This window comes from Dactylosporangium sp. CA-139066 (assembly GCF_050936175.1).
GTDB lineage: Bacteria > Actinomycetota > Actinomycetes > Mycobacteriales > Micromonosporaceae > Dactylosporangium.
Window position 1 is genome coordinate 6,295,448 of sequence record NZ_JBNJNH010000001.1, and the last position, 22,069, is coordinate 6,317,516.

At 69.4% G+C, this 22,069-nt stretch carries 25 protein-coding genes; 9 read left to right on the plus strand and 16 right to left on the minus strand.

From position 1 onward, the window contains the following. Positions 1-94 precede the first annotated feature (94 nt). A complete protein-coding gene (locus ACQEVU_RS28885) occupies positions 95-940 on the plus strand; it encodes an ABC transporter permease (protein WP_433328936.1) in 846 nt (281 codons plus the stop codon). A gap of 63 nt (positions 941-1,003) precedes the next feature. After that, positions 1,004-2,047, plus strand: a complete 1,044-nt coding sequence (locus tag ACQEVU_RS28890) for an ABC transporter substrate-binding protein (protein WP_433328938.1) — start codon at positions 1,004-1,006, stop codon at positions 2,045-2,047. 236 nt (positions 2,048-2,283) lie between these two features. Here ACQEVU_RS28890 and ACQEVU_RS28895 read toward each other — a convergent pair whose 3' ends face one another. Further along, complete coding sequence (locus ACQEVU_RS28895) at positions 2,284-3,528, minus strand: MFS transporter (RefSeq protein WP_433328940.1); 1,245 nt, start codon at positions 3,526-3,528, stop codon at positions 2,284-2,286. Between the two features lie 67 nt (positions 3,529-3,595). Here ACQEVU_RS28895 and ACQEVU_RS28900 point away from each other — a divergent pair, with 67 nt between their 5' ends. The 4 genes from ACQEVU_RS28900 to ACQEVU_RS28915 all read left to right on the plus strand — a co-directional run bounded on the left by ACQEVU_RS28900 (position 3,596) and on the right by ACQEVU_RS28915 (position 6,669). After that, complete coding sequence (locus ACQEVU_RS28900; RefSeq protein WP_433328942.1) at positions 3,596-4,102, plus strand: MarR family winged helix-turn-helix transcriptional regulator; 507 nt, start codon at positions 3,596-3,598, stop codon at positions 4,100-4,102. Positions 4,103-4,206: 104 nt separating this feature from the next. After that, positions 4,207-4,482, plus strand: coding sequence for an integrase (locus ACQEVU_RS28905; RefSeq protein WP_433328944.1), 276 nt, complete (start codon positions 4,207-4,209; stop codon positions 4,480-4,482). Positions 4,483-4,603: 121 nt separating this feature from the next. Further along, positions 4,604-5,746 (plus strand): NAD(P)-binding domain-containing protein, encoded by a 1,143-nt coding sequence (locus tag ACQEVU_RS28910; protein ID WP_433328946.1) that lies wholly within the window; start codon positions 4,604-4,606, stop codon positions 5,744-5,746. A gap of 524 nt (positions 5,747-6,270) precedes the next feature. Next, positions 6,271-6,669: a hypothetical protein gene (locus ACQEVU_RS28915; protein WP_433328948.1), complete on the plus strand. Its 399-nt coding sequence runs from the start codon at positions 6,271-6,273 to the stop codon at positions 6,667-6,669. A gap of 10 nt (positions 6,670-6,679) precedes the next feature. On the opposite strand, the gene ACQEVU_RS28920 is transcribed toward ACQEVU_RS28915, so the two are convergent. Genes ACQEVU_RS28920 through ACQEVU_RS28945 form a run of 6 tightly spaced genes read right to left on the minus strand, consistent with a single transcriptional unit; the run spans position 6,680 to position 12,498 of the window. Then, complete coding sequence (locus tag ACQEVU_RS28920) at positions 6,680-7,372, minus strand: response regulator (RefSeq protein WP_433328950.1); 693 nt, start codon at positions 7,370-7,372, stop codon at positions 6,680-6,682. Then, positions 7,369-8,904: a HAMP domain-containing sensor histidine kinase gene (locus tag ACQEVU_RS28925; RefSeq protein WP_433328952.1), complete on the minus strand. Its 1,536-nt coding sequence runs from the start codon at positions 8,902-8,904 to the stop codon at positions 7,369-7,371. The genes ACQEVU_RS28920 and ACQEVU_RS28925 overlap by 4 nt, the downstream gene beginning before the upstream one ends. 12 nt (positions 8,905-8,916) lie before the next feature. Further along, positions 8,917-10,122 (minus strand): ABC transporter permease, encoded by a 1,206-nt coding sequence (locus ACQEVU_RS28930; protein ID WP_433328954.1) that lies wholly within the window; start codon positions 10,120-10,122, stop codon positions 8,917-8,919. After that, on the minus strand, positions 10,119-10,805 hold the full coding sequence (locus ACQEVU_RS28935; protein WP_433328956.1) for an ABC transporter ATP-binding protein: 687 nt from the start codon (positions 10,803-10,805) through the stop codon (positions 10,119-10,121). Before ACQEVU_RS28935 ends, ACQEVU_RS28930 begins: the two co-directional genes overlap by 4 nt. Then, entirely contained in the window at positions 10,802-11,908 is a 1,107-nt protein-coding gene (locus ACQEVU_RS28940) for a peptidoglycan-binding protein (protein WP_433328958.1), read from the minus strand. Before ACQEVU_RS28940 ends, ACQEVU_RS28935 begins: the two co-directional genes overlap by 4 nt. After that, positions 11,905-12,498 carry a hypothetical protein gene (locus tag ACQEVU_RS28945; protein WP_433328960.1) on the minus strand — a complete coding sequence of 198 codons (594 nt, stop codon included), beginning with the start codon at positions 12,496-12,498 and terminating at the stop codon, positions 11,905-11,907. Before ACQEVU_RS28945 ends, ACQEVU_RS28940 begins: the two co-directional genes overlap by 4 nt. 435 nt (positions 12,499-12,933) lie before the next feature. On the opposite strand from ACQEVU_RS28945, the gene ACQEVU_RS28950 reads away from it, so the two are divergent. Next, complete coding sequence (locus ACQEVU_RS28950) at positions 12,934-13,596, plus strand: Type 1 glutamine amidotransferase-like domain-containing protein (RefSeq protein ID WP_433328962.1); 663 nt, start codon at positions 12,934-12,936, stop codon at positions 13,594-13,596. A 7-nt stretch (positions 13,597-13,603) separates the two neighbouring features. Here ACQEVU_RS28950 and ACQEVU_RS28955 read toward each other — a convergent pair whose 3' ends face one another. The 4 genes from ACQEVU_RS28955 to ACQEVU_RS28970 form a co-directional block, all read right to left on the minus strand. Continuing rightward, on the minus strand, positions 13,604-14,167 hold the full coding sequence (locus ACQEVU_RS28955) for a hypothetical protein (protein ID WP_433328964.1): 564 nt from the start codon (positions 14,165-14,167) through the stop codon (positions 13,604-13,606). Between the two features lie 23 nt (positions 14,168-14,190). Next, on the minus strand, positions 14,191-14,688 hold the full coding sequence (locus ACQEVU_RS28960) for a DUF4419 domain-containing protein (RefSeq protein WP_433328966.1): 498 nt from the start codon (positions 14,686-14,688) through the stop codon (positions 14,191-14,193). 297 nt (positions 14,689-14,985) lie between these two features. Beyond that, a complete protein-coding gene (locus tag ACQEVU_RS28965) occupies positions 14,986-15,738 on the minus strand; it encodes an alpha/beta fold hydrolase (RefSeq protein ID WP_433328968.1) in 753 nt (250 codons plus the stop codon). 435 nt (positions 15,739-16,173) lie between these two features. Next, entirely contained in the window at positions 16,174-16,581 is a 408-nt protein-coding gene (locus ACQEVU_RS28970; protein ID WP_433328970.1) for an SgcJ/EcaC family oxidoreductase, read from the minus strand. A gap of 78 nt (positions 16,582-16,659) precedes the next feature. Between ACQEVU_RS28970 and ACQEVU_RS28975 the strand changes: the two genes are divergently transcribed. Further along, positions 16,660-17,283, plus strand: a complete 624-nt coding sequence (locus tag ACQEVU_RS28975) for a TetR/AcrR family transcriptional regulator (RefSeq protein WP_433328972.1) — start codon at positions 16,660-16,662, stop codon at positions 17,281-17,283. Between the two features lie 409 nt (positions 17,284-17,692). Here the strand turns inward: ACQEVU_RS28975 and ACQEVU_RS28980 are convergent, their stop codons facing one another. The 3 genes from ACQEVU_RS28980 to ACQEVU_RS28990 form a co-directional block, all read right to left on the minus strand. Continuing rightward, positions 17,693-18,565 carry a hypothetical protein gene (locus ACQEVU_RS28980; protein ID WP_433328974.1) on the minus strand — a complete coding sequence of 291 codons (873 nt, stop codon included), beginning with the start codon at positions 18,563-18,565 and terminating at the stop codon, positions 17,693-17,695. Between the two features lie 342 nt (positions 18,566-18,907). Beyond that, positions 18,908-19,834, minus strand: a complete 927-nt coding sequence (locus ACQEVU_RS28985) for a L,D-transpeptidase (protein WP_433328976.1) — start codon at positions 19,832-19,834, stop codon at positions 18,908-18,910. Between the two features lie 41 nt (positions 19,835-19,875). Next, positions 19,876-20,040 carry a hypothetical protein gene (locus ACQEVU_RS28990; protein WP_433328978.1) on the minus strand — a complete coding sequence of 55 codons (165 nt, stop codon included), beginning with the start codon at positions 20,038-20,040 and terminating at the stop codon, positions 19,876-19,878. Between the two features lie 130 nt (positions 20,041-20,170). Between ACQEVU_RS28990 and ACQEVU_RS28995 the strand changes: the two genes are divergently transcribed. Beyond that, positions 20,171-20,635 (plus strand): hypothetical protein, encoded by a 465-nt coding sequence (locus ACQEVU_RS28995; RefSeq protein ID WP_433328980.1) that lies wholly within the window; start codon positions 20,171-20,173, stop codon positions 20,633-20,635. A gap of 144 nt (positions 20,636-20,779) precedes the next feature. On the opposite strand, the gene ACQEVU_RS29000 is transcribed toward ACQEVU_RS28995, so the two are convergent. Next, a complete protein-coding gene (locus tag ACQEVU_RS29000) occupies positions 20,780-21,358 on the minus strand; it encodes a hypothetical protein (protein ID WP_433328982.1) in 579 nt (192 codons plus the stop codon). 63 nt (positions 21,359-21,421) lie between these two features. Beyond that, on the minus strand, positions 21,422-21,997 hold the full coding sequence (locus ACQEVU_RS29005) for a TetR/AcrR family transcriptional regulator (protein ID WP_433328984.1): 576 nt from the start codon (positions 21,995-21,997) through the stop codon (positions 21,422-21,424). Between the last annotated feature and the right edge of the window lie 72 nt (positions 21,998-22,069).

Consider the following 22,069-nt stretch of genomic DNA (forward strand, 5'->3'; position numbering starts at 1 on the left):
GAAAACACCGCGACGCCCGGAGCAGGCGTCGCAGGCCGACGCTGACCGTGCGGTGATCCGGGCGGCGGCCGTCGCGCAGTATCGCCGTCGCGCCATGGTCTGGGGTGTCCGGATTCTGCTCGTCACCGTCGGTCTGGGTGCGTGGGAGTTCGCCGCCCGCTACTGGGTCGACTTCGACGGGAACACCCACTTCAGCAAACCGCTGGACTGGAAGGACCACGCTCAGCGCTGGGGCATCGACCAGTTCTTCTACTCGCAGCCCTCGCAGATCTGGCAGCGCCTGTACGACTGGTTCACCGTTGGGCCGAGCAGCGGCCCGATCTGGGAACACATCGGGGTCACCCTGTGGGAGGCGGTGGCGGGCTTCGTCATCGGTTCGATCGGCGGGGTCGTGTTCGGCGTCCTGCTGGGGCGGGCACGCTTCTTCGCCGAGGTGCTCGCGCCGTTCATCAAGGCGGCCAACGCCATCCCGCGGATCGTGCTCGCTTCGCTGTTCGTCATCTGGTTCGGTCTCGGTCTGAGCTCGAAGATCGCCACCGCCGTGGTGCTGGTCTTCTTCGCGGTCTTCTTCAACGCGTTCCAGGGCGCCCGCGAGGTCGATCGCAACGTCGTCAACAATGCCCGCATTCTCGGGGCGAGCCGGATGAAGGTCCTCACCTCCATCGTCATTCCGAGCGCGACCTCCTGGATCCTCGCCTCGCTGCACGTCGCCTTCGGCTTCGCGCTGATCGGCGCGGTCGTCGGCGAGGTCATCGGCGCCAAGCGCGGCCTTGGCCTGCTGATCGCCCACTCCCAGGGCACGTTCGACGCGGCCGGCATCTACGCGGGAATGATCATCATCACGGTCATGGCCCTCGGTGCCGAGTGGCTCCTCACCGCCCTGGAGAAGCGCCTGCTGCGCTGGCGCCCACCGTCGGCCAGCGAGACAGTCCACATCTGACACCCCACCCCCCAAGGATCCGGCACCCCCGACGGATCCGACACCCCAAAGGAGAAGGCATCAATGCGAAGCGTCCTGAAGACGTTCGTCGCCGTCGGCCTGGTGGCCGGTCTCGCGGCCTGTAGCACGGCTCAGCCGCCGGCCGCCCCGAACACCGAAGGTCCGCTGTCGAAGGTCCGGATCGGCGTCGGCGGCATCAACAAAGTGATCTACATGCCGGCCATGCTCACCGAGAGGCTGGACTACTTCAAGGCCGAGGGGCTGGAGGTCGAGCTCTCCGACGAGCAGAACGGCGTCAACCAGGAGAACGAGATGCTCGCCGGCCACCTCGAGGGGGTGGTCGGGTTCATGGACCACGCCTACACCCTGCAGCTCAAGGGCAAGTGCGTCCAGAGCGTCGTGCAGTTCGCCAACACGCCGCTGGAGAAGGTCATGCTGTCGTCGAAAGAGGCGTCGACGGTGAAGACGATGGCGGACCTGAAGGGCAAGAAGGTCGGGTTCACCAGCAAGGGCTCCTCCACGAACGCCCTGATCAACTCCCTGATGGCGAAGGCCGGTGTCAAGGAGAGCGAGTTCACCGGTGTCGCGGCCGGCGCGGGCTCCACGTTCATCGCCTCGATCGAGAACGGCGGCATCACCGCCGGCATCACGACGCCGCCCACGTCGACCACCCTGCTGGACAAGAAGACCGCGACCACGCTGGTCGACCTGTCCACAGTGGACAGCACCAAGCAGGCGCTCGGCGGCCTTTACCCGGCAAGCTCGCTGTACATGCCCTGCGAGTGGGTCAAGGCACACCCGCGGGAGTCCCAGAAGCTGGCCAACGCGTTCGTCAAAACGCTGCAGTTCATCGCCGGCCACTCGGCGGAGGAGATCGCCGCCAAGATGCCGGCCGACTACGCCGGTAGCAACCAGCAGCTGTACGTTGCCTCGATCAAGGAGACCAAGGAAGGGTTCACTCCCGACGGCGTGATCGACGCCGACGGCGCTCGCAACGTCGTCGAGGTCCTCGCCGCCGGCAACCCGGACGTCGCGAGCAACAAGGCGTCGATCGATGTGACGAAGGGCTACACGACCGAGTTCGTGACCAAGGTGCCCAAGGCCTGACCGACCGCTTGACAGAATGGGGCCGCCCGTCGGGGCGGCCCCATTCGGCGTTATCCCGCGGCCTGGACGGAAGCCGGATACCGACCTGAGGCATTGATCAGTTCCCGCATCCGCTGTTCGGCAGATCCGCACGCCGAGCAGCTGCTGGGCCACCACGATGCGTGGAGCGCGGATCGCGGCCATGAGCGCGCAGCTGATCAAGGTGGCAACACAGACCAAGGCGAAGCTCTGTTCTGTCAGGCTTTTGTTGATGTGGCTATTCCGGTCGGAAGGGGAGTCGGCGGCTCGGTCTGCTCGGGTGTCGCTCGGGTGAGCCGCCGGGAGCCGGGGATGAATAGCTGGGACAAGGCAGACGTGAGGAGGACTCCCGCGCACACCGTGAGGACCCGGTCAGTGCCATACGCTTGTGAAAGCGGTCCCGCCAGTACGTTGCCGGCAGGCATGGCGATGAACGAGGTCAGGGTGTCCCACGAGCCCACGCGTCCGAGGGCGCGGTGCGGCACGTTGTCCTGGATGGCGGTCTCCCAGGCGACATCGAAGTAGATCAGGCCGGCGTAGCCGATGATCGCACCGGCCAGCACAGCGGTGAGCTGGGCGGGCCAGACATACGCCAGCGCCCATAGCGGCATCAGCATCAGGGTGAGCCAGCCGGCCCGTAGCAGGCGCTTGGGCTTGAGGCGCATCGCGACGGCCGCGCCGATCACCCCGCCGAGGCCTTCGGCCGAGGCGACAAAGCCGGCGGCCGCGGCGCCGCCGAGGCGTTCGATGGCGACCACTTGGACCAGGACGAGGATGACGCCGTTGGCGATGTGGTAGACCGTGGCGCCGAAAAGGCCGCCGACCAGCCAGTCGCGGCTGCTGACCTCGCGCCATCCGTCGGCGAGCTCGCGGAGCATCGACGCGCGCGGGCCGCGCTCGGCGCGCACGCGTAGCAGCAGCGCCGCGGCCATCGAGGCGAGGAAGCTGGCTGCGTTGACGGCGAATCCGGCCGGTGCGCCGAGGGCGGCGACCGTAAGACCGCCGAGCGCGGGGCCTGCCACCGAACTGCCGGTCTGGAGCATGCTGAGCGTCGCGTTCGCCGCTTGCCGCTTGTCGACCGGGACGAGTAGCGGCTTGAGTGAGATCATCGCCGGGCTGAAGAAACTGCCGGCGCCCGCCGAGATCGTGGCGAGCGCGCAGAGCAGAAGCAGGTGGTAGTCATCTACGGCGAACATGACTGCCATCGCCGCCGCGCCGAGCAGGCGGACCAGGTCGGACACGACCATGACGCGCTGCGGTTGCAACCGGTCGGCCCAGACGCCGCCGAACAGCGTGCAGGCCAGCATGGCTGTGACTGAGCAGGCCATGACCAGGCCGAGATCGCGGGCGCCGCCTCCCGCCTGGACGACGGCGACGGCGAGCGCCACCGTCTGGAAGCCGTTGCCGATCCAGGAGAGGGTCTGGCCGGTGGCGAGCAGGCGGAAGTCGGAGATCCGTGTCATGGACCGGACGTTAGTTCACTGTCTAACTATTCACAATCTTATAATCAGATGATGGCAGAATAGCGGTATGACGGAGGCAAGGGACGACGTCGACCACCACGTGGCACGCTGGGCGGCGTTCTGGAAGGACGACCCCGCGTTCGTGCCGGAGGTGGAGGGCGCGTTGGTCCGGATAAGTCAGATCCTGCGGTATCTGCGGCGGGCGGACGCAGTGGCGTTCGCAGATGCCGAAGATTTCACGATGGAGGACTACAGGACGCTGCACGCGCTGATGGTCCAGCCATACCCGACCGAGGCGAGCCCGGCGCAACTGGCCGAGGCGACCCACGTGACCCGGGCTGCAATGACTAGCCGACTCGACAGGCTGGTGGCCGCTGGGCTCGTGCATCGCGAGGTGGACGCGACCGACCGGCGGCGAGTGATCATCCGGCCAACCGCAGACGGCCGCGCGGCCTGGAGCAAGTACATCTTCGAGGCCCTGGCGCGCGACCAGCAACTGCTCGGTGCACTCTCGCACGACGACTTGGTGCAGCTCAACGGACTGCTACGCAAGGTGATGCTGTCGCTGGACTAACGCGCGCCGCGGCGGGCGCTGACCCGGCACGGGGCGGCCGACCCGTCCGGCGGGGGCGACGGGCTCGTGTCCGTGACGACCGTGGCGAGGCACCTCGACGTGCCGTGGCGCCTGGCGTTCCTGCCGGACTGAGCCTGCGGACCTGCCGGCGCGAGCTGCTCGACCGTACCCTGATCTGGAACCGGCGCCATCTGCTGCACGCGTTGCGTGAGTTCGAGGTCTTCTACAACGAGCGCGGGTCGCACCAGGGCATCGCCAACGCCCGACCACTCGCGCCGCTGCCCGAGCCGATCAGCGATCCACACCGACTCGCCCACGTGAACGTCCATCGACGTGACCGCCTCGGCGGTGTGCTACGCGAGTACGAACATACCGCCTGACCTGCGCGGACGGCTTTGTTGGCAGGCACAGGGCTCGAGGTAGCCTCGAAGTATCAGATCTTTCGGGAGGTTTCGAGGGCGGCCTGAGACTCGTTCTAATCCGCCGTTGACCGGAGGACCCATGCCGAAGCGGACAGAACTCCTGGTAATCGGTGCGGGGCCGTACGCGTACTCGGCCGCCGCCTTTGCTCGTGACAACGGAATCGACACTCACATCGTCGGCCACTCGATGGCCTTCTGGCGTGAGCAGATGCCGGCTGACATGTTTTTGCGCTCGGGTCCTGACTGGCACCTCGACGCAGGCGGCAACTACACCTTCAATGCCTTCTTCGAGGACCGAGGGATGCGACCCGAGGACTTCGACCCAATTCCGATCGCTATCTTCATCGACTACGCCGAGTGGTTCCGTCAGCGCACGTCGCTCGAAGTCGACGAACGGATGGTCACCGACCTCACCAAACCGAGCGGGATCTTTCTCGCACACCTGGACGACGGCTCGACAATCACAGCGGAGAAGGTTATTGCCGTCCCGGGCATGTGCTACTTCGCCAACCTCCCGCACTGGCACGAGGACGTACCGCCGACACTCCGATCACATACCAGCGAACTCGTCACCTTCGAGGATCTCGCCGCCGCCCGTGTCGCCATTGTCGGAGGGCGGCAGAGCGCCTACGAGTGGGCAGCACTGCTGTGCGACCGGCACGCCGAGCAGGTACACATGGTGCATCGCCATCCCAATCCGGAGTTCGCCAAGGTCAGCTGGGCCTTCATGGACCCATACATCGATCAAACGCTGGCACAGCGAGGATGGTGGCGCCGGCTCTCCGCCGAGGAACAACAGAGGATCGCCGGCGAATTCTGGCGAGCTGGCCGCCTCACCCTCGAGCCCTGGCTCGTCCCACGCCTCGCCACGGACGTTGTCACCAGCCATCCCCACTGCGCAGTCATCGACGTGACGCCCGGTGATCAAGATGTGCGACTTCAGCTCTCCGACCAGACCACGTTGATCGCGGACCATGTGATCTTCGCATGCGGCTACAAGGCAGATCTGTCTCGCATCCCCTACCTGCGCAGCGTCTCGCACCAGGTGAGCACGACAGATGGTTTCCCCGACCTGACCGAGGGCTTCGAAACATCACTGACGGGTCTCTACGTGATCGGCTTCGCCTCCACCCGCGACTTCGGCCCCTTCTACGGTTTTACTAAGGGCTGCCCGTCATCCGCGCGCATCGCAGTCGACGAACTGATGCGCTGCCCCGCGTGATCGACCAGGGCCGAGACGAGCGCTGCTCTTCGTCGCGGCCGCCCACGACCGACACCGAGGCCAACCTCAACAAGACCTACACCGTCGACGCCAGGACGACGTGGAATAACGCAACGGTGCATGAAACCGCCCCGCCGCTACCAACTGACGCCAGACGGCCAATGGCGCGAGATCGACAGCCCCAGCGCTGAGCACCGCAACCGCCCGACAGCGTTGGACGAGCCGGGCAGTCCATTCCACCTCTGCCGCGGTGGCGCGCAAGGCCTGCGTCCTAGTGATCGATACGGACGGTAGCCATCCCGATGTGGCGGAGGCTTCCTGTCATTGCCGATGTGTGCGCACCTGATCTTGCCGGTGACTTTTGGTTGATGCCGCGTCTGGCCCTTCGACGTCGTAACGGGAACGAGAACGGGGTGTCTTGAGAGTCCTGCTCATCGGGGACTTGCGAGCCGGGGATGGGCCATGTGCCCGTCCTGCTCGGTGTCGTCTTCGGGCGCGCCCGTGTCCGCGATACCGTCTGCGACGTGGGCGTCATGATGGACTACTTCGCGGCCAACGCCCAGGAGTTGGCTGGGATGGACCTCGATGTTGGTCCAGCTGGCAACGGATGGCCGTACGTCAGCTGCAAGCGATGGCAGCCGCGGATCGCCGCCGGTCGGCGGCGATCCGCCAGGACGTGGGTTTATTCGGTGGAGCCGGCGTCGCGAGCCGACTGCCGCGTCGGCGACACCGACTACGTGCACGAGCCGAACGTCGTCTTCTCCTGCGGCCTCACGCGCCGTCCCGACGGCACGATCGTGATCTATTACGCCGGCAACGACACGGTCATGAACGTCGGCCTCGCCCACGAGGACGTGCTCGCGGAGCTGTGCCACCGCTACGGCCAGGATCCGCTGACCGGCCGGCTCCTGTACGACCTGTAGCCGGTCGCGCTCATTCGCCGCCGGGCGACGAGTCGGTCTCGTTCAGGGCGTCGTCCAGCGGTACCAGGCGTTGCTGGAGGCCGAAGATGGCGGCCTGCGTCCGGTCGGCCAGTTGCAGTTTGGCCAGGATGCTCGACACGTGGGCCTTCACGGTCTCCTCGCTGATGGCGAGCGTGCGGGCGATCTCCCGGTTGGACCGGCCGCGGGCGAGTACGCCGAGCACCTCCACCTCGCGGGGCGAGAGCTGGTCGAGCCGGCCGCGCCGGGTGGTACCCTCGCGTATCTCCCGGACCAGCCGGGCGGCGATCCTCGGTTCGAGGAGGCTCTCGCCGCGGGCGGCCGCGCGGACCGAGGCGACAACCTGGTCGACGCCCGCGGTCTTGGGCAGGTATGCGAGCGCGCCGGCCCGTACCGCGGCCAGCAGGTGCTCATCGGCGTTCGACGAGGTGAGCATGAGCACCTCGGTCGCCGGCCGGTCGCGTTTGATGTGTGTGAGCACGCTGAGCCCGTTCTCGCCCGGGGCGAGGCCGGGCAGGAACAGGTCGAGCAGGACGACGGTCGGCTCTAGGCTGCGCACGGCCTGGAGTGCGCTGGCACCGTCGGCGCACTCGCCGACGACCTCGATGCCGTCCTCCTGCTCGAGCAGGTAACGCAGTCCCTGCCGTACCACTTTATGATCATCGACGATCAGCACCCGGATCATGTCGGCCATCCTCGCGGGAGCAGGACCCGGATCGTGGTGCCGGTGCCGGGTGTGGACTCGAGGTGGAAGATTCCGCCGAGCTCGGCGACCCGCTCGCGCATGAGGTCGAGGCCCATGCCGTGCCGGCCCGCCGCGTGGAGGGGGTCGAAGCCGCTGCCGTCGTCGCTGACGGACACCTCGACCTGCAGGTCGTCGGGGCGTACCCGCAGCGCGATGCGGTTGGGGTGGGCGTGCTTGACCGCGTTGGCCAGGGCCTCCTGGATCACCCGCAGGACGGCGTGCTCGACCGCGGGCTGCAGGTCGACCGGCTCCAGGTCGGCGTCGACGGCGACGCCGATACGGTCGCGGTACGCCTGGCACAGTTCCTGCAGGGCCGGGATGAGCCCGGCGTCCTGCAGGGCGACCGGGCGCAGTTCCAGCAGCAGGGCCTGCATCTCGTGCATCGTGCTGGTCGCGGTGTGCTCCATCGCCTCGACCCGCGGGTACAGCGGCGAGTCCGCGGGCAGTGCCCGGCGCAGCCCGCCGGCCAGCAGCCGCAGCGAGAAGAGGTCTTGCGAGATCGAGTCGTGCAGCTCGCGGGCGATGCGGGCGCGCTCGCCGGCGCTGGCCAGCTGCCGCTCGGCGGCGATCGCCTCGGCGAGCCGGGCCGCCATCCGGTTGAAGTTGGTCTCCAGCTGGGTCACCTCGTCGGAGCCGGACACCGGGACGCGGTGCTGGTAGTCGCCGTCGGCGACGGCCACGGTGCTGGCCGCGAGCCGTCGGAGCCGGCCGATGAGCCGCCGGGTCGAGTACAGGCCGAAGACCGCGCCGACCGGCAGCGCGGCCAGCAGGACCAGCAGCCCGACGCCGAACTGCGCAGCGACGTTGTTCCAGACGTCGGAATGCCGGTCGGGAGTCTTGACGAGCGTGGGCAGCGCGGGGTCGTCCGGCACCTGCACGTACAGCAGGCCGATCATATCGGTCGATTGCTTCGCTGTGGCAGCGATCGGTACGGCGGCCCAGAGGATGGCGCCTCCGGCGGTCTTGGTCCGTTCGGCGCCGCCCTTGCCGAGGCTCAGGAGCTTTTCGCTCGTGTCGGCCGGAAGGTCGGCGACACCGGCACCGCCGTAGGGCTGGCCGACCGGGTAGCGCGCGGGGTAGGAGCTGTCCACGATCCGCCGGTCATTGTCGAGCAGCAGCGCGAGCGACATCGGCCGCGCGGCGTCCTGGGCGCTCGGCGTGTAGGGGATCCGCACGGCGCTGCGGTCCGGGGTGACCATCGCCTCGCCGGGGGCCAGCCGCAGCCCCTCCTCGCCGAGTTGCAGCTCGGCGGGCCCGGGCAGGTGGCCCAGCCGTTGCACCGCCTCGCCGACCCGGTCGGCGTAGCCCTTCGCGGTGACGAACACGATCACCGACCGGTCGGCGGACGAGGTACCGCCCAGCAGCCCGGGCATCACGAGTACCAGCACGACGATCTCCACGACCGCGACGGCGGCGGCGGTCACCAGCACGTACGACGCGGCCATCTTGGCTCGCAGCCCGAGGTGTGTCATCGCCAGTCCACATTACGTGCTGCGCAGCGCGTCGGTAGGTGCGAGCCGGGCGGCGCGCACGGCCGGGTAGAGCCCGGCCAGCGCGCCGATGACGACCGCGCCGGCCAGCGCGAGGCCTATCGCCTCCGGCGGGATCAGCGGTTGCCAGCCCCGCTGGTACGCGAGGCCGCGCGTGATCGCCGCGCCGGCGAGCAGGCCGAGCAGCCCACCGGCGGCGCCGAGCAGCACCGACTCGATGAGGAACTGCACGGCGACGTGCGCCCGGGTCGCCCCCAGGGCTCGGCGCAGGCCGATCTCGCCGCGCCGTTCGAGCACCGAGATCACCATGACGTTGGCGATGCCGATGCCGCCGACGAACAGCGCGACCGCCCCGAGGCCCAGGAACAGCGCGGTACCGGCGTCGGCCGCGGCCAGCCGAGCGGTGAGCGTCTCCGACGGGCGGCTGACGTCCACCTGTTCCGGCGCCGTCGGGCTGGTCGCCCGCGCGAGCAGGCCACGTACCTCGACCGTGCGGTCGGTCTGCGCCCGCACGTAGATCCGCGTCGGGTGCCCGTCGTAGTCGAACTGGGCCGCGGCCGCCGGAAAGCCGATCAGAACGGAGCCGTCGATCTCCGGCGCCAGCTCGAGGTGCTCGAGGATGCCGATGACGGCGTACGTGCGCCCGTTGATCGCGATGCGCGGATCGCCGGTGAGGTCCGCGATGCCGAGCGTCTCCGCGGCCCGGTAGCCGAGCACGGCGGTCGGGTACCGCATCGTCGCCTCGTTGAGGAAGACGCCGCTGACCAGGTGACCGTCGAGCGTGGGCAGCAGTGTCGGGTCGGTCGCGCGGACCGACGCGCCGCCGCCGCGCTGCGCCTGGATCAGGTCCGAGCGGGTGGCGGTGACGCCCGGCAGGGCCGCGGTGGGCGCGGTGCCGAGGACGCCGTCGACCCGCGCGATGGTGGCGGCCGCGGTCGGCGGCAGCGGTACCTCCTGCCCGCCGCCGAAGGTGCGGCCGTTGGCGACGGTGAGCAGGTTGGTGCCGAGCCGGTCGATCCGGGCAAGCAGGTCGGCCTGGCTCGAACGGGTGATGCCGAGCACCGCGACGACCGCGGCGATGCCGACGGCGACGCCGAGCATCGACAGCGCGGCCCGGACCCGCCGGCTGCGCAGCCCGACGGTGCCGACCGGGAGCAGGTCGGAGGCCCGCACCCGGGACCGCTGCGCCACGTCGCTCATGAGCCGCCTCCGGTGTCGTGGACGACCACGCCGTCGCGCAGCTCGATGCGCCGGTGGGTGGCCGCGGCCACGCCCGGGTCGTGGGTGATGACGACGATCGTGGTGCCGGCGGCGTTGAGTTCGCGCAGCAGCGCGAGGATGCCGGCGCCGGTCGCACTGTCGAGGTTCCCGGTCGGCTCGTCGGCGAGTACCACCGCCGGGCGGCCGACCAGGGCCCGGGCGATCGCCACCCGTTGACGCTCCCCACCGGACAGCTGCCGGGCGCGGTGCCCGGCCCGGTGGCGCAGCCCGACCCGTTCCAGCGCCGCGCCGGCCGCCCGGCGTCGCTCGGCAGCCGGTACCCCCCGATAGAGCAGCCCGGTGGCCACGTTGTCCAGCGCGGTGAGGTGTTCCAGCAGGAAGAACTGCTGGAACACCACACCCAGGCGGTGCGCCCGCAGCCCCGACACCTGCCGGTCCGACAGGCCCTCGATGGCCTGCCCGGCGATGCGTACCGAGCCGGAGCTGGGCCGGTCGAGGCCCGCCGCGAGGTTCAGCAGGGTCGTCTTGCCCGACCCGGAGGGGCCGACCACGGACACCAGCTCTCCACTGTGGACGGTCAGCGTGATGCCCGCGACGGAGGCGACCGGTGGGGTACCCGGGTACACCTTGTGCACGGCGTCGAGCTCCAGCACAGCGGTCATGAGACCGGCACCTGCACGAGCTGGCCGGCGGTGAGATCGCCGGTGACCTCGATCCGGCCGGTGACCTCGTCGAACAGTCCCGGCTTCACCTCAACGAGCGTGTTGTCCGGCAGCCGGACCTGGTACCCGCCGCCGGTGCGGGGCAGCAGGGCCACCACCGGCACCTGCAGGACGTCCCGCTTGCTGGCGGCGGTGATCAGCACCGCGACCGGGGCCTGGTCGAGCTCCGCGGTGACGGCGGGCAGGCTGACCTGGATCGTGATCGTCACGGTCAGCGGGCCGTTCCCGCCGCCCTGCTGTTGCTGGCCGGACTGCTGGGCGGTGGCCGTGCGCCCGATGCGCACGACGGTCCCGGTGGCCGGCCCGCCGAGCCCGGTCACGGTGACCTGCACCTGGTCGCCGACGTGTACCTGCGACTGCCGCGCGACCGGGATCTCCGAGGTGACCACCCGGTTGGTCGAGGTCGCGGAGAGCACCGGCTGGCCCGGTGCGGCCGCGGCCCCCATCGGCGCCTGGACCTGTGCGATGCGCAGCGGACCCGGCGCGAATACCACCGACCCCTGCGGCAGCCGGCCGGTACGCTGCGCCGCCGGCAGCCCCCAGCTCGTCTGCCACCGCCGGATCGCCGCCGCGGTCGCCGCCGTGAACTTCTCGTCGACCACGATCTGCCGACCCGGGTCCATGCCGAGCGCGACGAGGTTCTCCTCCAGCTCCCTGACGTCGGGGCCGTTGGTCACCCCGGCGGCCAGGTCGCGGTACGCCGGCACCGCCCCGTAGAGCAGCCGGACCGGGTGGTTCGCGACCGCGTAGACGATCCCACCGCGGGCGAGCGTCGTGCCGGCCTCGGCCATCGCCGTCACGATCCCGGGCTCGCCCTGGTGCGCGACCTGGTAAGCGCCGTCGAAGCCGAGCGTGCCGGTGAACCGCGTGCGCTCGGCCACCGGCCCACGCGTCACGGCCGCGGTGTTCGTGCTCACCTGCGCCACCGGTGCCGCCGGATGCGGCCGGCCGAGCACCGCCGCGCCGGCGCCGACGGCCGCCACGCCGAGCGCGGACACCGCCGCGGCCATCCCCACCCGCCGGGCTCTGCTGCGTCCGCTCATGACGACGTCCGGAAACCGCCGTCGTAGTACTGCCGGCAGGCTTCGAAGCCGGCGACGATGCGCGGCGACTTGCCCTCGGTCTCCAGGACGCTCCCGGACGGGAACGAGCCGTCGGCCTTCGGGTCGGGCCACTCCGGCACCCCGTTCTGGCGCATGCACTCGCCGAACTTGCGCAGCGCCGGCACGTCCTGCGGCCCGGGCCCACCGCCATTCGCCTGGCCCTGTTGGAACACCGACGGTGGCAGCCGGTCGCGGATGGAGGCGCACGCATCCATCGCCGACTTGGCGTTCTGCTTGGTCGTCTCGTCGACCGAGTTCTCGTCCGGCTGGATGACCTTGCCGTTCTCGACCCGTACGTCCGGCATGCCCGGAGCACCGTTCTCACGAATGCATTGGACCAGTTCGTTGACGACGGCCTGAATCTGCGCATCGGACAGGGACGGCGTCGGCGACGCCCCCGCGTTCGCCGCGCCCTTGCCGGAGCACCCGGCAAGGCCGATGACCGCGGTGCACAGCATGGCCGCGAGCTGGTGCTTTCGTCTATTGGAAATCACGGCGCCAACACTCCCAGCGGGCCGCCGCGACCACATCACCGTCGAGTGGAAGCGCCGGTTCCCCCTTCGGGGTACTGCCGCCCCGGGGCCGGCTCGTGTACAACCTGTGACCAGGGCCGCTCCGTGCTAGCTACTTCGACCTGAAAAAGTAGACCGAGGGTTGCAGGCGTGTCCGGCTGTGCCGGACACGCCTGGTCATCACGATGACGGGTGACAGGAAGTCGTTGGCGCGCAGAGGATTGCGGCCACGCTGCGGACGCGGAACATCCAACCGTCGTTGTGGAAGTCGATGCTGCCGGAGGTGTGCCTACGGTGCACGTGCTGTGCGGGTAGGACGGGGTGGAGGATTAGTGGCAATCGCACCCGGCGACCTGAGGGACCTCTGAAGAGGTTGCTCGACCTACGATGAGTTCCAGCACGGTCCCAGGTCTTCAGGCACATCCACCCTCCGCGCGCGAATCTGGAGGCACCTTGAAGCTCTTGCTTACGTCAGGCGGCGTCACGAACCCAAGCATCCACTCGGCGCTCGTGCAGCTCCTCGGCAAGCCGATCGCCGAGTGCCACGCCCTCTGCGTCCCGACAGCACAGTGGGGTCACCCGATGTGCGGTCCGAAATCGGTGCGGGGCTTCGTAGCCGCCGAGCCCGTGTTTCAGTACCTGTCCGGCCTGGGTTGGGCGTCGCTCGGTGTCCTCGAGCTCACCGCACTGCCCACCATCGGCGCGGAGCGATGGGGCCCCTGGGTCCGGGATGCCGACGTTCTCCTGGTCGACGGCGGAGACGCGACGTACCTGTGCCACTGGATGCGGGAGTCTGGGCTGGCCGATCTGCTGCCATCGCTGCCCGACACGGTCTGGGTGGGAGTGAGTGCCGGAAGCATGGTGATGACGCCCCGGATCGGAACGTACTTCGTCGAGTGGCCGTCCGCGCCGGACGACCGCACCCTGGGAGTCGTCGACTTCTCGATCTTTCCGCACCTGGACGCTTTTCCAACAAACACCCTGGCCGACGCCGAGCGGTGGGCCGCCGAAATCGGTGTCCCGGCCTACGCCATCGACGAACAGACGGCCATCAAGGTCGTCGACGGCTCGGTCGAGGTGGTCTCCGAAGGGCAATGGAAGAAGTTCGGGTCATAGCAGCGGTTTAGCCGACCACTGCGTCGAGTTGGTCGAGGCGCCCGGTCTCCAGGTGTGCGATGTTGCCGCCGGAGTCCATAGCGGCGTCGAGCAGCATGACGAAGGAAGTGCCGAGCAACGGGACATCGGCCGGATCGTCGGCCAGGCGGAACCGGGGCGTGGACCGTCCGGGCTCGCCGATCTCCACCACCCGGCACAGCACCCAGTAGGTGATCATTGTGGACACGTCGGTCGCCGAGGCGATGGTCCGGCCGTCGGCCAGCTCAATGAGCGTCTCGGTCCACAGGTCCAGGATGTCGGTGTCGATGTAGCGGCGCTCGTTTGCCGGCACCAGCCGCCAGCGGCCGCCGAACAGGGTCGCGGAGCCGCCGCGATGGTAGAGCGCGACGACCTCGGCGGGCGCTTCACCGGGCACGTCCTGCGCCGGGGTGGTGTCGTGCTCACGCACGATCCGGTCGATCACGTCGTCGATCTCGATGACCGCGGGCGCCACGTGCCACGCGGCGACCGGCCGCAGCGCGCCGTCGGGGTCCTGGGCGACGCCGACGAGGCCGGCGTACAGGGCCACCACCGGCCGAGGCCCGGACGAATTCGTCAGCGATCGGCGCGAGCGATCGGCACCACGTCTCCGGGCCAAAGCCGGCGATAGCGTCGGTCGGGGTCGATGATCTCGGCGGCGAGCAGCTTGGTGAACAACTCGGTCGTGTGCGCCCATGAGGCGGTGTCGTGCGGCACCGCCCCGTCGATGGTCACGGTAAGTCGCTTCTTGCCGGTGTGGCGGACCAGCCGCGGGCGCAGCTGCTCGGCGTGCAGCCGGACGTGCTGGGCGACGCCGTGCGCGATGGTCAGCCACACCGCGTCGGGTGACAGCACCAGCGGCCGATGGTCGGCGAACGCCCGGGCGACAGCGCTGAGCAGCGGGTGTACACCGTCTGGTTCGAGCAGCGGCAGCGCCGGGTCACCACCGAACGCCAGGGCATCAGGAAACAGCCCGCCAAGCGGCCGCGTCGGCAGCGGCGCGCCAGCGGGCGTCACATCATCGACCGGAAAGGTGGTCATGCCCGAACCATAACCACCGACCGCGCACCGCACTGCCCCGCTGCTACGCGGCGACCGCGCCGACCATGGCGGTCGAAACCTTTGCGCTACAGCGCCTGAACGTCGCCCCTGGGTTCGGGGAGTCCCAAAAACCCCGTCATGGTGATCGACACGACAGACATGCGTTGAGCATGACCGACATCGTGCCTCGGCTGCTCGGTCCCTGGGTGAAGCATCCGGACCGCACCCCCGACGACAAGGGCTGACGAAGGGGTACTCGCTCATGCCGCGGTCCGGGTGGCTCCGTACCGGCCGCCGGGCGCGCCAGACTGCCGTGCAGCAGGCTGGTCGTCACGCCGGCGCGTGCTGCTTGAGGAACGCCTCGATCAGCTCGGTGACTTTCGTCGCCTGACCTCCGGCCAGCAGACCCGTCCCGTGCTCGGCGCCGATGGCGATGAAGACCTGATGCGGTACCGCCTTCGGCGCAGCCGCATCGAACTGCTGCGCGGCGTCGGCGAACGGGTGGTCGTTCTCGGCGGCCAGAAAGAGTGCAGGCGAGGCGAGGCGCGGCACCGCGTCCTCGGCCGAGACACCGCCGAACACCACCGGCGCCGACAGCGACACGACCGCTACCGGCTTGGGGGTCAGCGTGACGGCGGCGGCGAGCGACGCGGCCGCGCCCTTTGAGGCGCCCATCAGCACCACGTCGGCGACCCCGCTCGTGCGCAGGTGGGTGGCCGCGGCCACTACGTCGTCGTCCAGGCGGTCGTCGCCCTGGTGCGGGCCGGAGTCGCCGTCGCCGCCGAAGTCGAACGCGAGCACCCGATACCCGAGGGTGGCGAGGCGTTGGCCGAACGGCAGCCACTCGCACAGGTTCGAGCCGTTCTGGTGAGCGAGCACGATGCCCTTCGAACCGGTCCCGAGCTCGACGCCCGCCAGCCGGGTGCCCGCCGGGGTGGCGAACCCGACCCGCTTGCCGCGGTCCGCGGCGTCGGCGCAATGGGACCCGGCCTGCGGGCCCTCCGACGGCGGCGCCGGGTCGGGGGAGCCGCCCGAGCAGGCGGTGAGCATCAGGGTCAGGCAGAGTGCCGCGACTCGGCGCATGAGGGCCTCCTTGGGAGCGCTCCCGGGAGCATAGCGGGGTCGCTCCGCTCGCGTTGTCCCGTCGCCTGGTGAAGCCGGCCGATCGCACCGATACCGCTCGGGGATTGTTCAGGTCACTGGCTACGTTCGTCGAGCAGTGGGTTCGAAGTGGACTCGGGCGCGTTCCCTGCCACGCTGATGTGAGACAGCGAGGGGGATCGACGCGACACGCCGACTGCACCAAGCCGGGCAGTACCGCATCCGGTGGGCCCAAGGCCAACCGCAACGCCGCTGCGGTCAGACCACTGCCAAGGCAGCCTGAGCAACCCGGCCAACGTTTCCAGTCGGAGCACGAGAGATCACATGCGGCACCACACCGGCATGGTGTCGGCGCCGGCCGTCCCGATCTCGTACGCACACGTCGCGCCGCTCCTCTGTCCTCGCGGCCGGCGCGGATTAGGGGCGGCGCGTATTATGAAATGCGGCGATCCGCCACCCGTCGTCGCCGTTCACCAGGACATACGTCTGCACCGCCACGTGCCCCTCGCGGCCCGTCGTGTCGACCGCTCCGGTGGCTTCTGCGCCCGGGGTGACGGCTCCAGTGGTGACCATTACGGCGACGTCGGCCTGGAGAAACCGCACCGGCTCGCTCATGTCGACGGTCATGCGGGAACCCGCCAGCGGACCGGCGAACAGGTGCCGATGCGCCGCCTCGATGGCCCGCCGCCCGTACCCGTATTCGCCGTTCCAGGCCACGAAACTCGCGTCGTGCGTGAACAACGCCGCGTACGCGGTCGCGTCCCCACGGTTCCAGGCGTCCCGCACCGCCCCGCCGACCTGACGTACTGCCCGTTCGTCGTACACGTGCCACCTCCCCGTCATCGCCATTCTTATGCTTCGCCTAAACTTATGTCAAGCATAAGTCGGTGTAGGCTGTGACCCGTGACGAAGGGACTGCGCGAGCGCCGCAAGGAGGCCACCCGCCTCGCTATCGCCGCCGCGGCCATGGCTCTGTTCGAGGTGGAAGGCTTCGACAAGGTGACCATCCCGCAGATTGCCGCTGCCGCGGGTGTGTCCAAAATGACGGTCACGAACTACTTCCCGCGCAAGGAGGACCTCGTCTTCGACCACGCCGAGGCCACCATCAACAGCCTCGCCGAGGCCGTCATCACCCGCCCACGCGGCGAAACGCCCCTCGCCGCTCTCCGCCGCGACTACGCCACCCGCCTGGCCGCGGGCGACGTCACCCTCGGCCCCCCGACGGAGTCGTTCGCCCGCCTGGTCCACTCCAGCCACTCCCTGACTGCCCGCGGCCGCGACATAACCGACCGTCGCGAACAGGCCCTCGCCGACGCCCTGGCCAGCGAGTCCACCGCCAACGACCCGTACCCCCGCATAGTCGCAGCCCAACTGGCGTCGATTCACCGCGTCCTGTTCGAGTACAGCGTCACCCTTCTCCTGCGCGGCGCCAAGCCCCCCGCCATCCGCCGTTCCCTGTCGACCGCGGCCGAGAAAGCCTTCACAGCGCTGGAACCGTCCCTCGGCACGTACGCTCGCCGCCCCTGATCCGTCCGCCTTCGCAGTCCACGCCCCGACGCTCGCCGCCGACACCGATTGTCCACAGTGGATAACCAGCTCGGTCAAGATCACGTTCACCGATCTGCCGCGAGTCTCGCGCGGCGGTCGCCCCTAAAGATCGGCACGCTCCGTGTCTCCACGCCGTCGAGGGTCGGCTCACTCTCGTGGCCGATGACAGCGCAGTGCCGGACGGCTGGCCAGGCTCGGCGATGGTGGTGCCATTGATCATCCGGCACCGCTGGTAGGGCCACCAGCCGCGAGTTCCCCCCACGCCGGCAAGGTCGCCCGGCGCCTCCGCCACGCCGGCCAGGCCCAGCACCGGTTATCCAGCTGCACGGCGGCCATAGCGGTGAGGGTCACTGTGCTGCAGAACAGCCCGGGTTGTGCGCGGATCCGCTTAAATGTTGAAGGTGTAGCAGCCGCGCAGGATGCTGACCTCATCGTCGGACTCGGGCCAGGCGATCAGCGGATGAGCGTCCACGTCGAGGTCGGCGGGCCAGCCGGTCCACACCGGGTCGATGCTCAGCTCGGCCGCGACCTGCGGCGCACCGCATTCGCCGACGAAGTCCCAGAAGTCATCGGCGTTCTCGGCATCGAGTCGCTCCGGCGGGCCGGTGAAGCCGAGCCGCCGCAGGGTGCGCAGTTCGATCGGCAGCGGCTCACCGCTCGCCGTTTCCGGTTTCTCGCTGCTGAAACGGCGCACGATCCGCCCCCGTGAGCCGACCAGCCAGGCGTCGCCGTCGCCTTGGCTGCCGTAGAAGTAGGCCTGCGCGTCGCCGTACACCGAACTCAGGTCTTGAATCCACGTTTCGACCCGGGGCTCGTTGTCGGGGTCGCAACTCGGGCCGGATACCACGGTCCAGCCGTTGAGCCGAGGTGAGATGAACACGTGCCGCCAGGTGCGCGAGCGGTCGGGCCCGCCGTGCCCCAGGTGGGCGACAAGCGTCTCGCCCAAGCCGTACGTGGCGGGCACCGACCGGCTCAGCCCGAGGATCCGCATGATCCCCTGCTGGTCGCCGCCACGGACCGCCAACCACGCGTTGAAGCAGCCGTCGAGTGTGTGCGGCCGGTCGCTGGGCATCTTGATCCTGATGAGCCGCCGCAGGACGGCCAGATCGGCGGGTTCGAGCGCCTTCTCGCCACCGAGGTGCAGCAACGCGAGCAGCGCGGCCCGCCGAGCGCGCGCGGGACCGCGGCGGCGGATCACGCGCAGCCCCGGCAGCATCGATGCGTCCACACCCCGGAAGCCCACCGTCGCGGCGTCGGTCACCAGGTCCGCGAGACTCACGCCGGACACGATAGCCCTGTCGACCTCCGGGGTTACCCGCGGCCACTGTGCCACCGTCGCCGGTTTGCGGCACGCGGTAGCGCATCGGCTCCACCGCACCCCGGGACGCATGCCGCCCCGATGCGCGCCTCCCAGGACCCCCTCGGCGTCGGGCCAACGCGCGCAAAAGGGCAGTGCCGAACTGGCGTGGCGCCCGCGCATCTCGTGCGCCGGCTGCCGCGGCGCAGCCGGCACATCCCTTGATCAGGTGCGCGGATTTGCCGCGGCCCGCGTACTGAAAGGCATCGCGGCCGTCTGCGATGTCGGCGTTCGCCCGGAGGTGCGTCAGTTGGCCGGCACCGCGCCGCCCGCCTGCCAGGTGTTCCAGGGCACGTTCCAGTCGCCGTACCCGTCCCAGGTCGGCATCGTCGGGCCGCCGGTGTTGGTGTAGGTAATCGGGTCGCCGACCTGGGCGAAGTCGAAGTACGCCTTGGCATTTGCCTCGGTCAGATTGGTGCAGCCGTGGGAGGTGCTGCGCTGGCCGATGTTGCCGCCGTTCCAGCTGGCCGAGTGGACGTACTCGCCGGAGTTGGTGACCCGTACCGACCACGGCACCTGCTCGTCATAGCCGTCGCCGACCATGTGTTCGACCGCCTTCTTCTCCATGACGACCTTCGTGCCGTTGAACGTGGGGGTACTCGCCTTGCCCAGCGACACCGGGAAGTCGAAGACCTGCTTGCCGTCGGAGGTCACGACCATCCGCAGGGTCTTGCCGTCGACCTTGCCGACGTTCGCCGGCCCGGTCTTCATGTCGAGGGTCAGGCTGTTGTCGTACACCAGCCCGGCCCCGCCCGACTTACCCTTCGTGTCGAGGTTCATGGCGACCTCGGCGTGCGCCGGCCAGAACTCGGCCGGGCGGTAGTGCGCCTCGATCGGGTAGCCGGCGTAGATCGTGGACTTCTGGAAGTACCACGCGCCCTGGGCCGGCGCCCCGTTGACGGTGACCTGGGTCGCCGCGTCGAAGTCCTTGGCGCTGGTGATCGACGCCGACAGGTACGCGATGATCGGCATGCCCACCCCGTACGTCGCCCCGTCCTTCTCGTACAACCGCACGTGCACCGGCTTACCGCTCGGCGCCGGCGACACCGACGGCGACGCGCCCCCGGCCGGCTGCTGACCCGACGACGGCGCCGCCGACCACGAGGCCTGCGGCGCGGAGCTCCCGCCGCACGCCGTCAACCCGAGACCAAGACCGACCAGCAGCGCCGCCACCCGCACACGGTGAGAAGATCGCATAACCACGACGATGCCCCTTATGCACGCCCACCGCCACCGCTGTCCGGCTCGACCACATCACAATCGGCCGGATCGAACCCCACTGCACTGTCAGCACGCGGAATGTCCCTTGCAGCCTTCACCCTCAGCGCGGCCGGCGACGGCTTCGATGCAGCGGCAAGCCTGATCAGCTGCACGCTCATGCCGCTGTCCGCGCGCGCTGGCCCGACCGCACATGGTCACTCCGCGTGGGTTTCAGTCCTCGTGGAGTGACCGTGTGCTGCGTCCGGAGAAGGTTCCACCGCCAGGCCCCTCGATGGCAGTGTAAGCGCCATGTCGCGCATCGTGTCTCGTGTCATCACCGCCACCATCCCGGCCCGGCCAGCGGTCGTCCGTGCCTGGTACCTCGACCTGACCAACCTGCGCCGGGTCCACCCGCTGATCGTCGCAGTGCGCCAGGTCGGCACCACCCTCGCAGCGGACGGTACCGCGATCACCGACTACCTCGTCACCGACCGGATGGTCGTGGCGGGCCTGCGGATCCGATTCACCTACCGGGTACGGATTTCCGCGTCACCCGACGGTCCGATCGCCACGCTCGCGCGTCAGGCGCCGCGAATCCGGCTGGTCGGACAGGTGACGTTCATCCCGACCGGCGACGCGACCACCATCCAGGAAACGCTGACCATCCATGCGCCATGGCCGCTGCGGCGGTTCGTGGCCACCGAAGCCGAACAAGCACACACCCGGATGTTCGCCGCCATGGCCGCGATGTTCACCACCGGAGCAGGCTTGTAGGCCCTGTCATCCGGCAGGCCGACCTGACTGAGGCGGACAGTACTCGTCGCGTACCCAACGGCTCCCGATCGATGATCGGCTGGTACCCGGCGAGTGGCTCGATGCTCGCGAACCACTCCCGGCGTGCGCCGCGCCGCGTGAGTGTCAGCCACAGCGGTCGTTGACGAACGAGTCGCGTGACACGACCTTGGAGCGGTCGTAGTCAACCGCGGACAGCACCTGGCCCGGGCCGATCTTGGTCAGGTCCTCGGTGGTGAAGCTGACCGCGGGCGCGCTCGAACCTTCGGGGCCACCGTCCGATGAGTCGAGGGTGTAGTGGTGGCCGGGTTCGATCGACGTCAGCGGTACGACCTTGAAGCTGTACGGGCTGGCGCCGACGACCTCCTCCTGGCTGGAGGTGATCTTCCAGCCGGGTCGCTCGGCTCCGAGCAGCTCCACCTCGACGTCCTGCGTCTGGTCCGGCAGCGTGACCGTGACGGACCACACGTGAAAGTCATCGTCCATGGTGTTGCCGCCGAGGTACACCTTGACGTCAACTGTTGATCGCCCGCACGCGGCGACGACCGCCGTCGGGCGGCCATCGATCACGGCCAAGGCCGCGTACTGCACGGGATCCGGGCCAAAGGGTGCAAGGTAACAGGCGCCCGTCGATATCATTGCCATGAGCACCGCCACCGCCACGGCGAGCGAACGCGTCATGGTGGAATCCTCGGCGATCGGCATTACGCACCGATCACGCGCAGGCGTCGATGCGTTACTCGGCGGACCTGCCGGGAAGCCGCACCGTCAGCCGGCCGCGGCCAGGCGGTCCACCGCCTCAGCGATCAGCGTCTCGGTCTCCTTGTCGGAGAACACGCCCGGCAGCGTCAGCCGCTCCAGGATCAGCCAGTTCAGCGCCAGGTACAGCAGCCTGACCGTGGTCGCGTCGCCGGGGTGCCCGGCCGCCCGGTGGAACGCGATGTTGCCGTCCAGGTCGGAGCGGATCATGCCGGTGAGGACGCTGCGCAGCTGCGGGCGGCGGATGGCCTCCAGCCGCAGTTCCACGAGCGCGAGGTAGCCGCTCGGGAAGGCCGACATGCGCTGGACCAGCTCCCGCATCAGCGCGGCGAGCTTGGCCCGGTCGGCCGGGCCCGCCTGCGCCTCGGCGAACTGCTCGTCGCTGGGCCGCAGCCGCTCGTAGACCCGGCCGCCGACCTGGTTGATCAGATCGTCGCGGCTGGCGAAGTAGTTCGACGCCGTGCCGTTCGGCACGCCCGCCTCCGCGTCGACCGCCCGGAACGTGAGGCCACGTGAGCCCTCCCGCGCGAGGACCTCGATGGCCGCGTCGAGCAGCGCCGCGCGCCGCTCCGGATTCTGCCGCACCACAGCAACCCCCTCTTGACACCACTGCAAGTGTAGTACTACCTTCAGATCACTACAGATATAGCACTACAG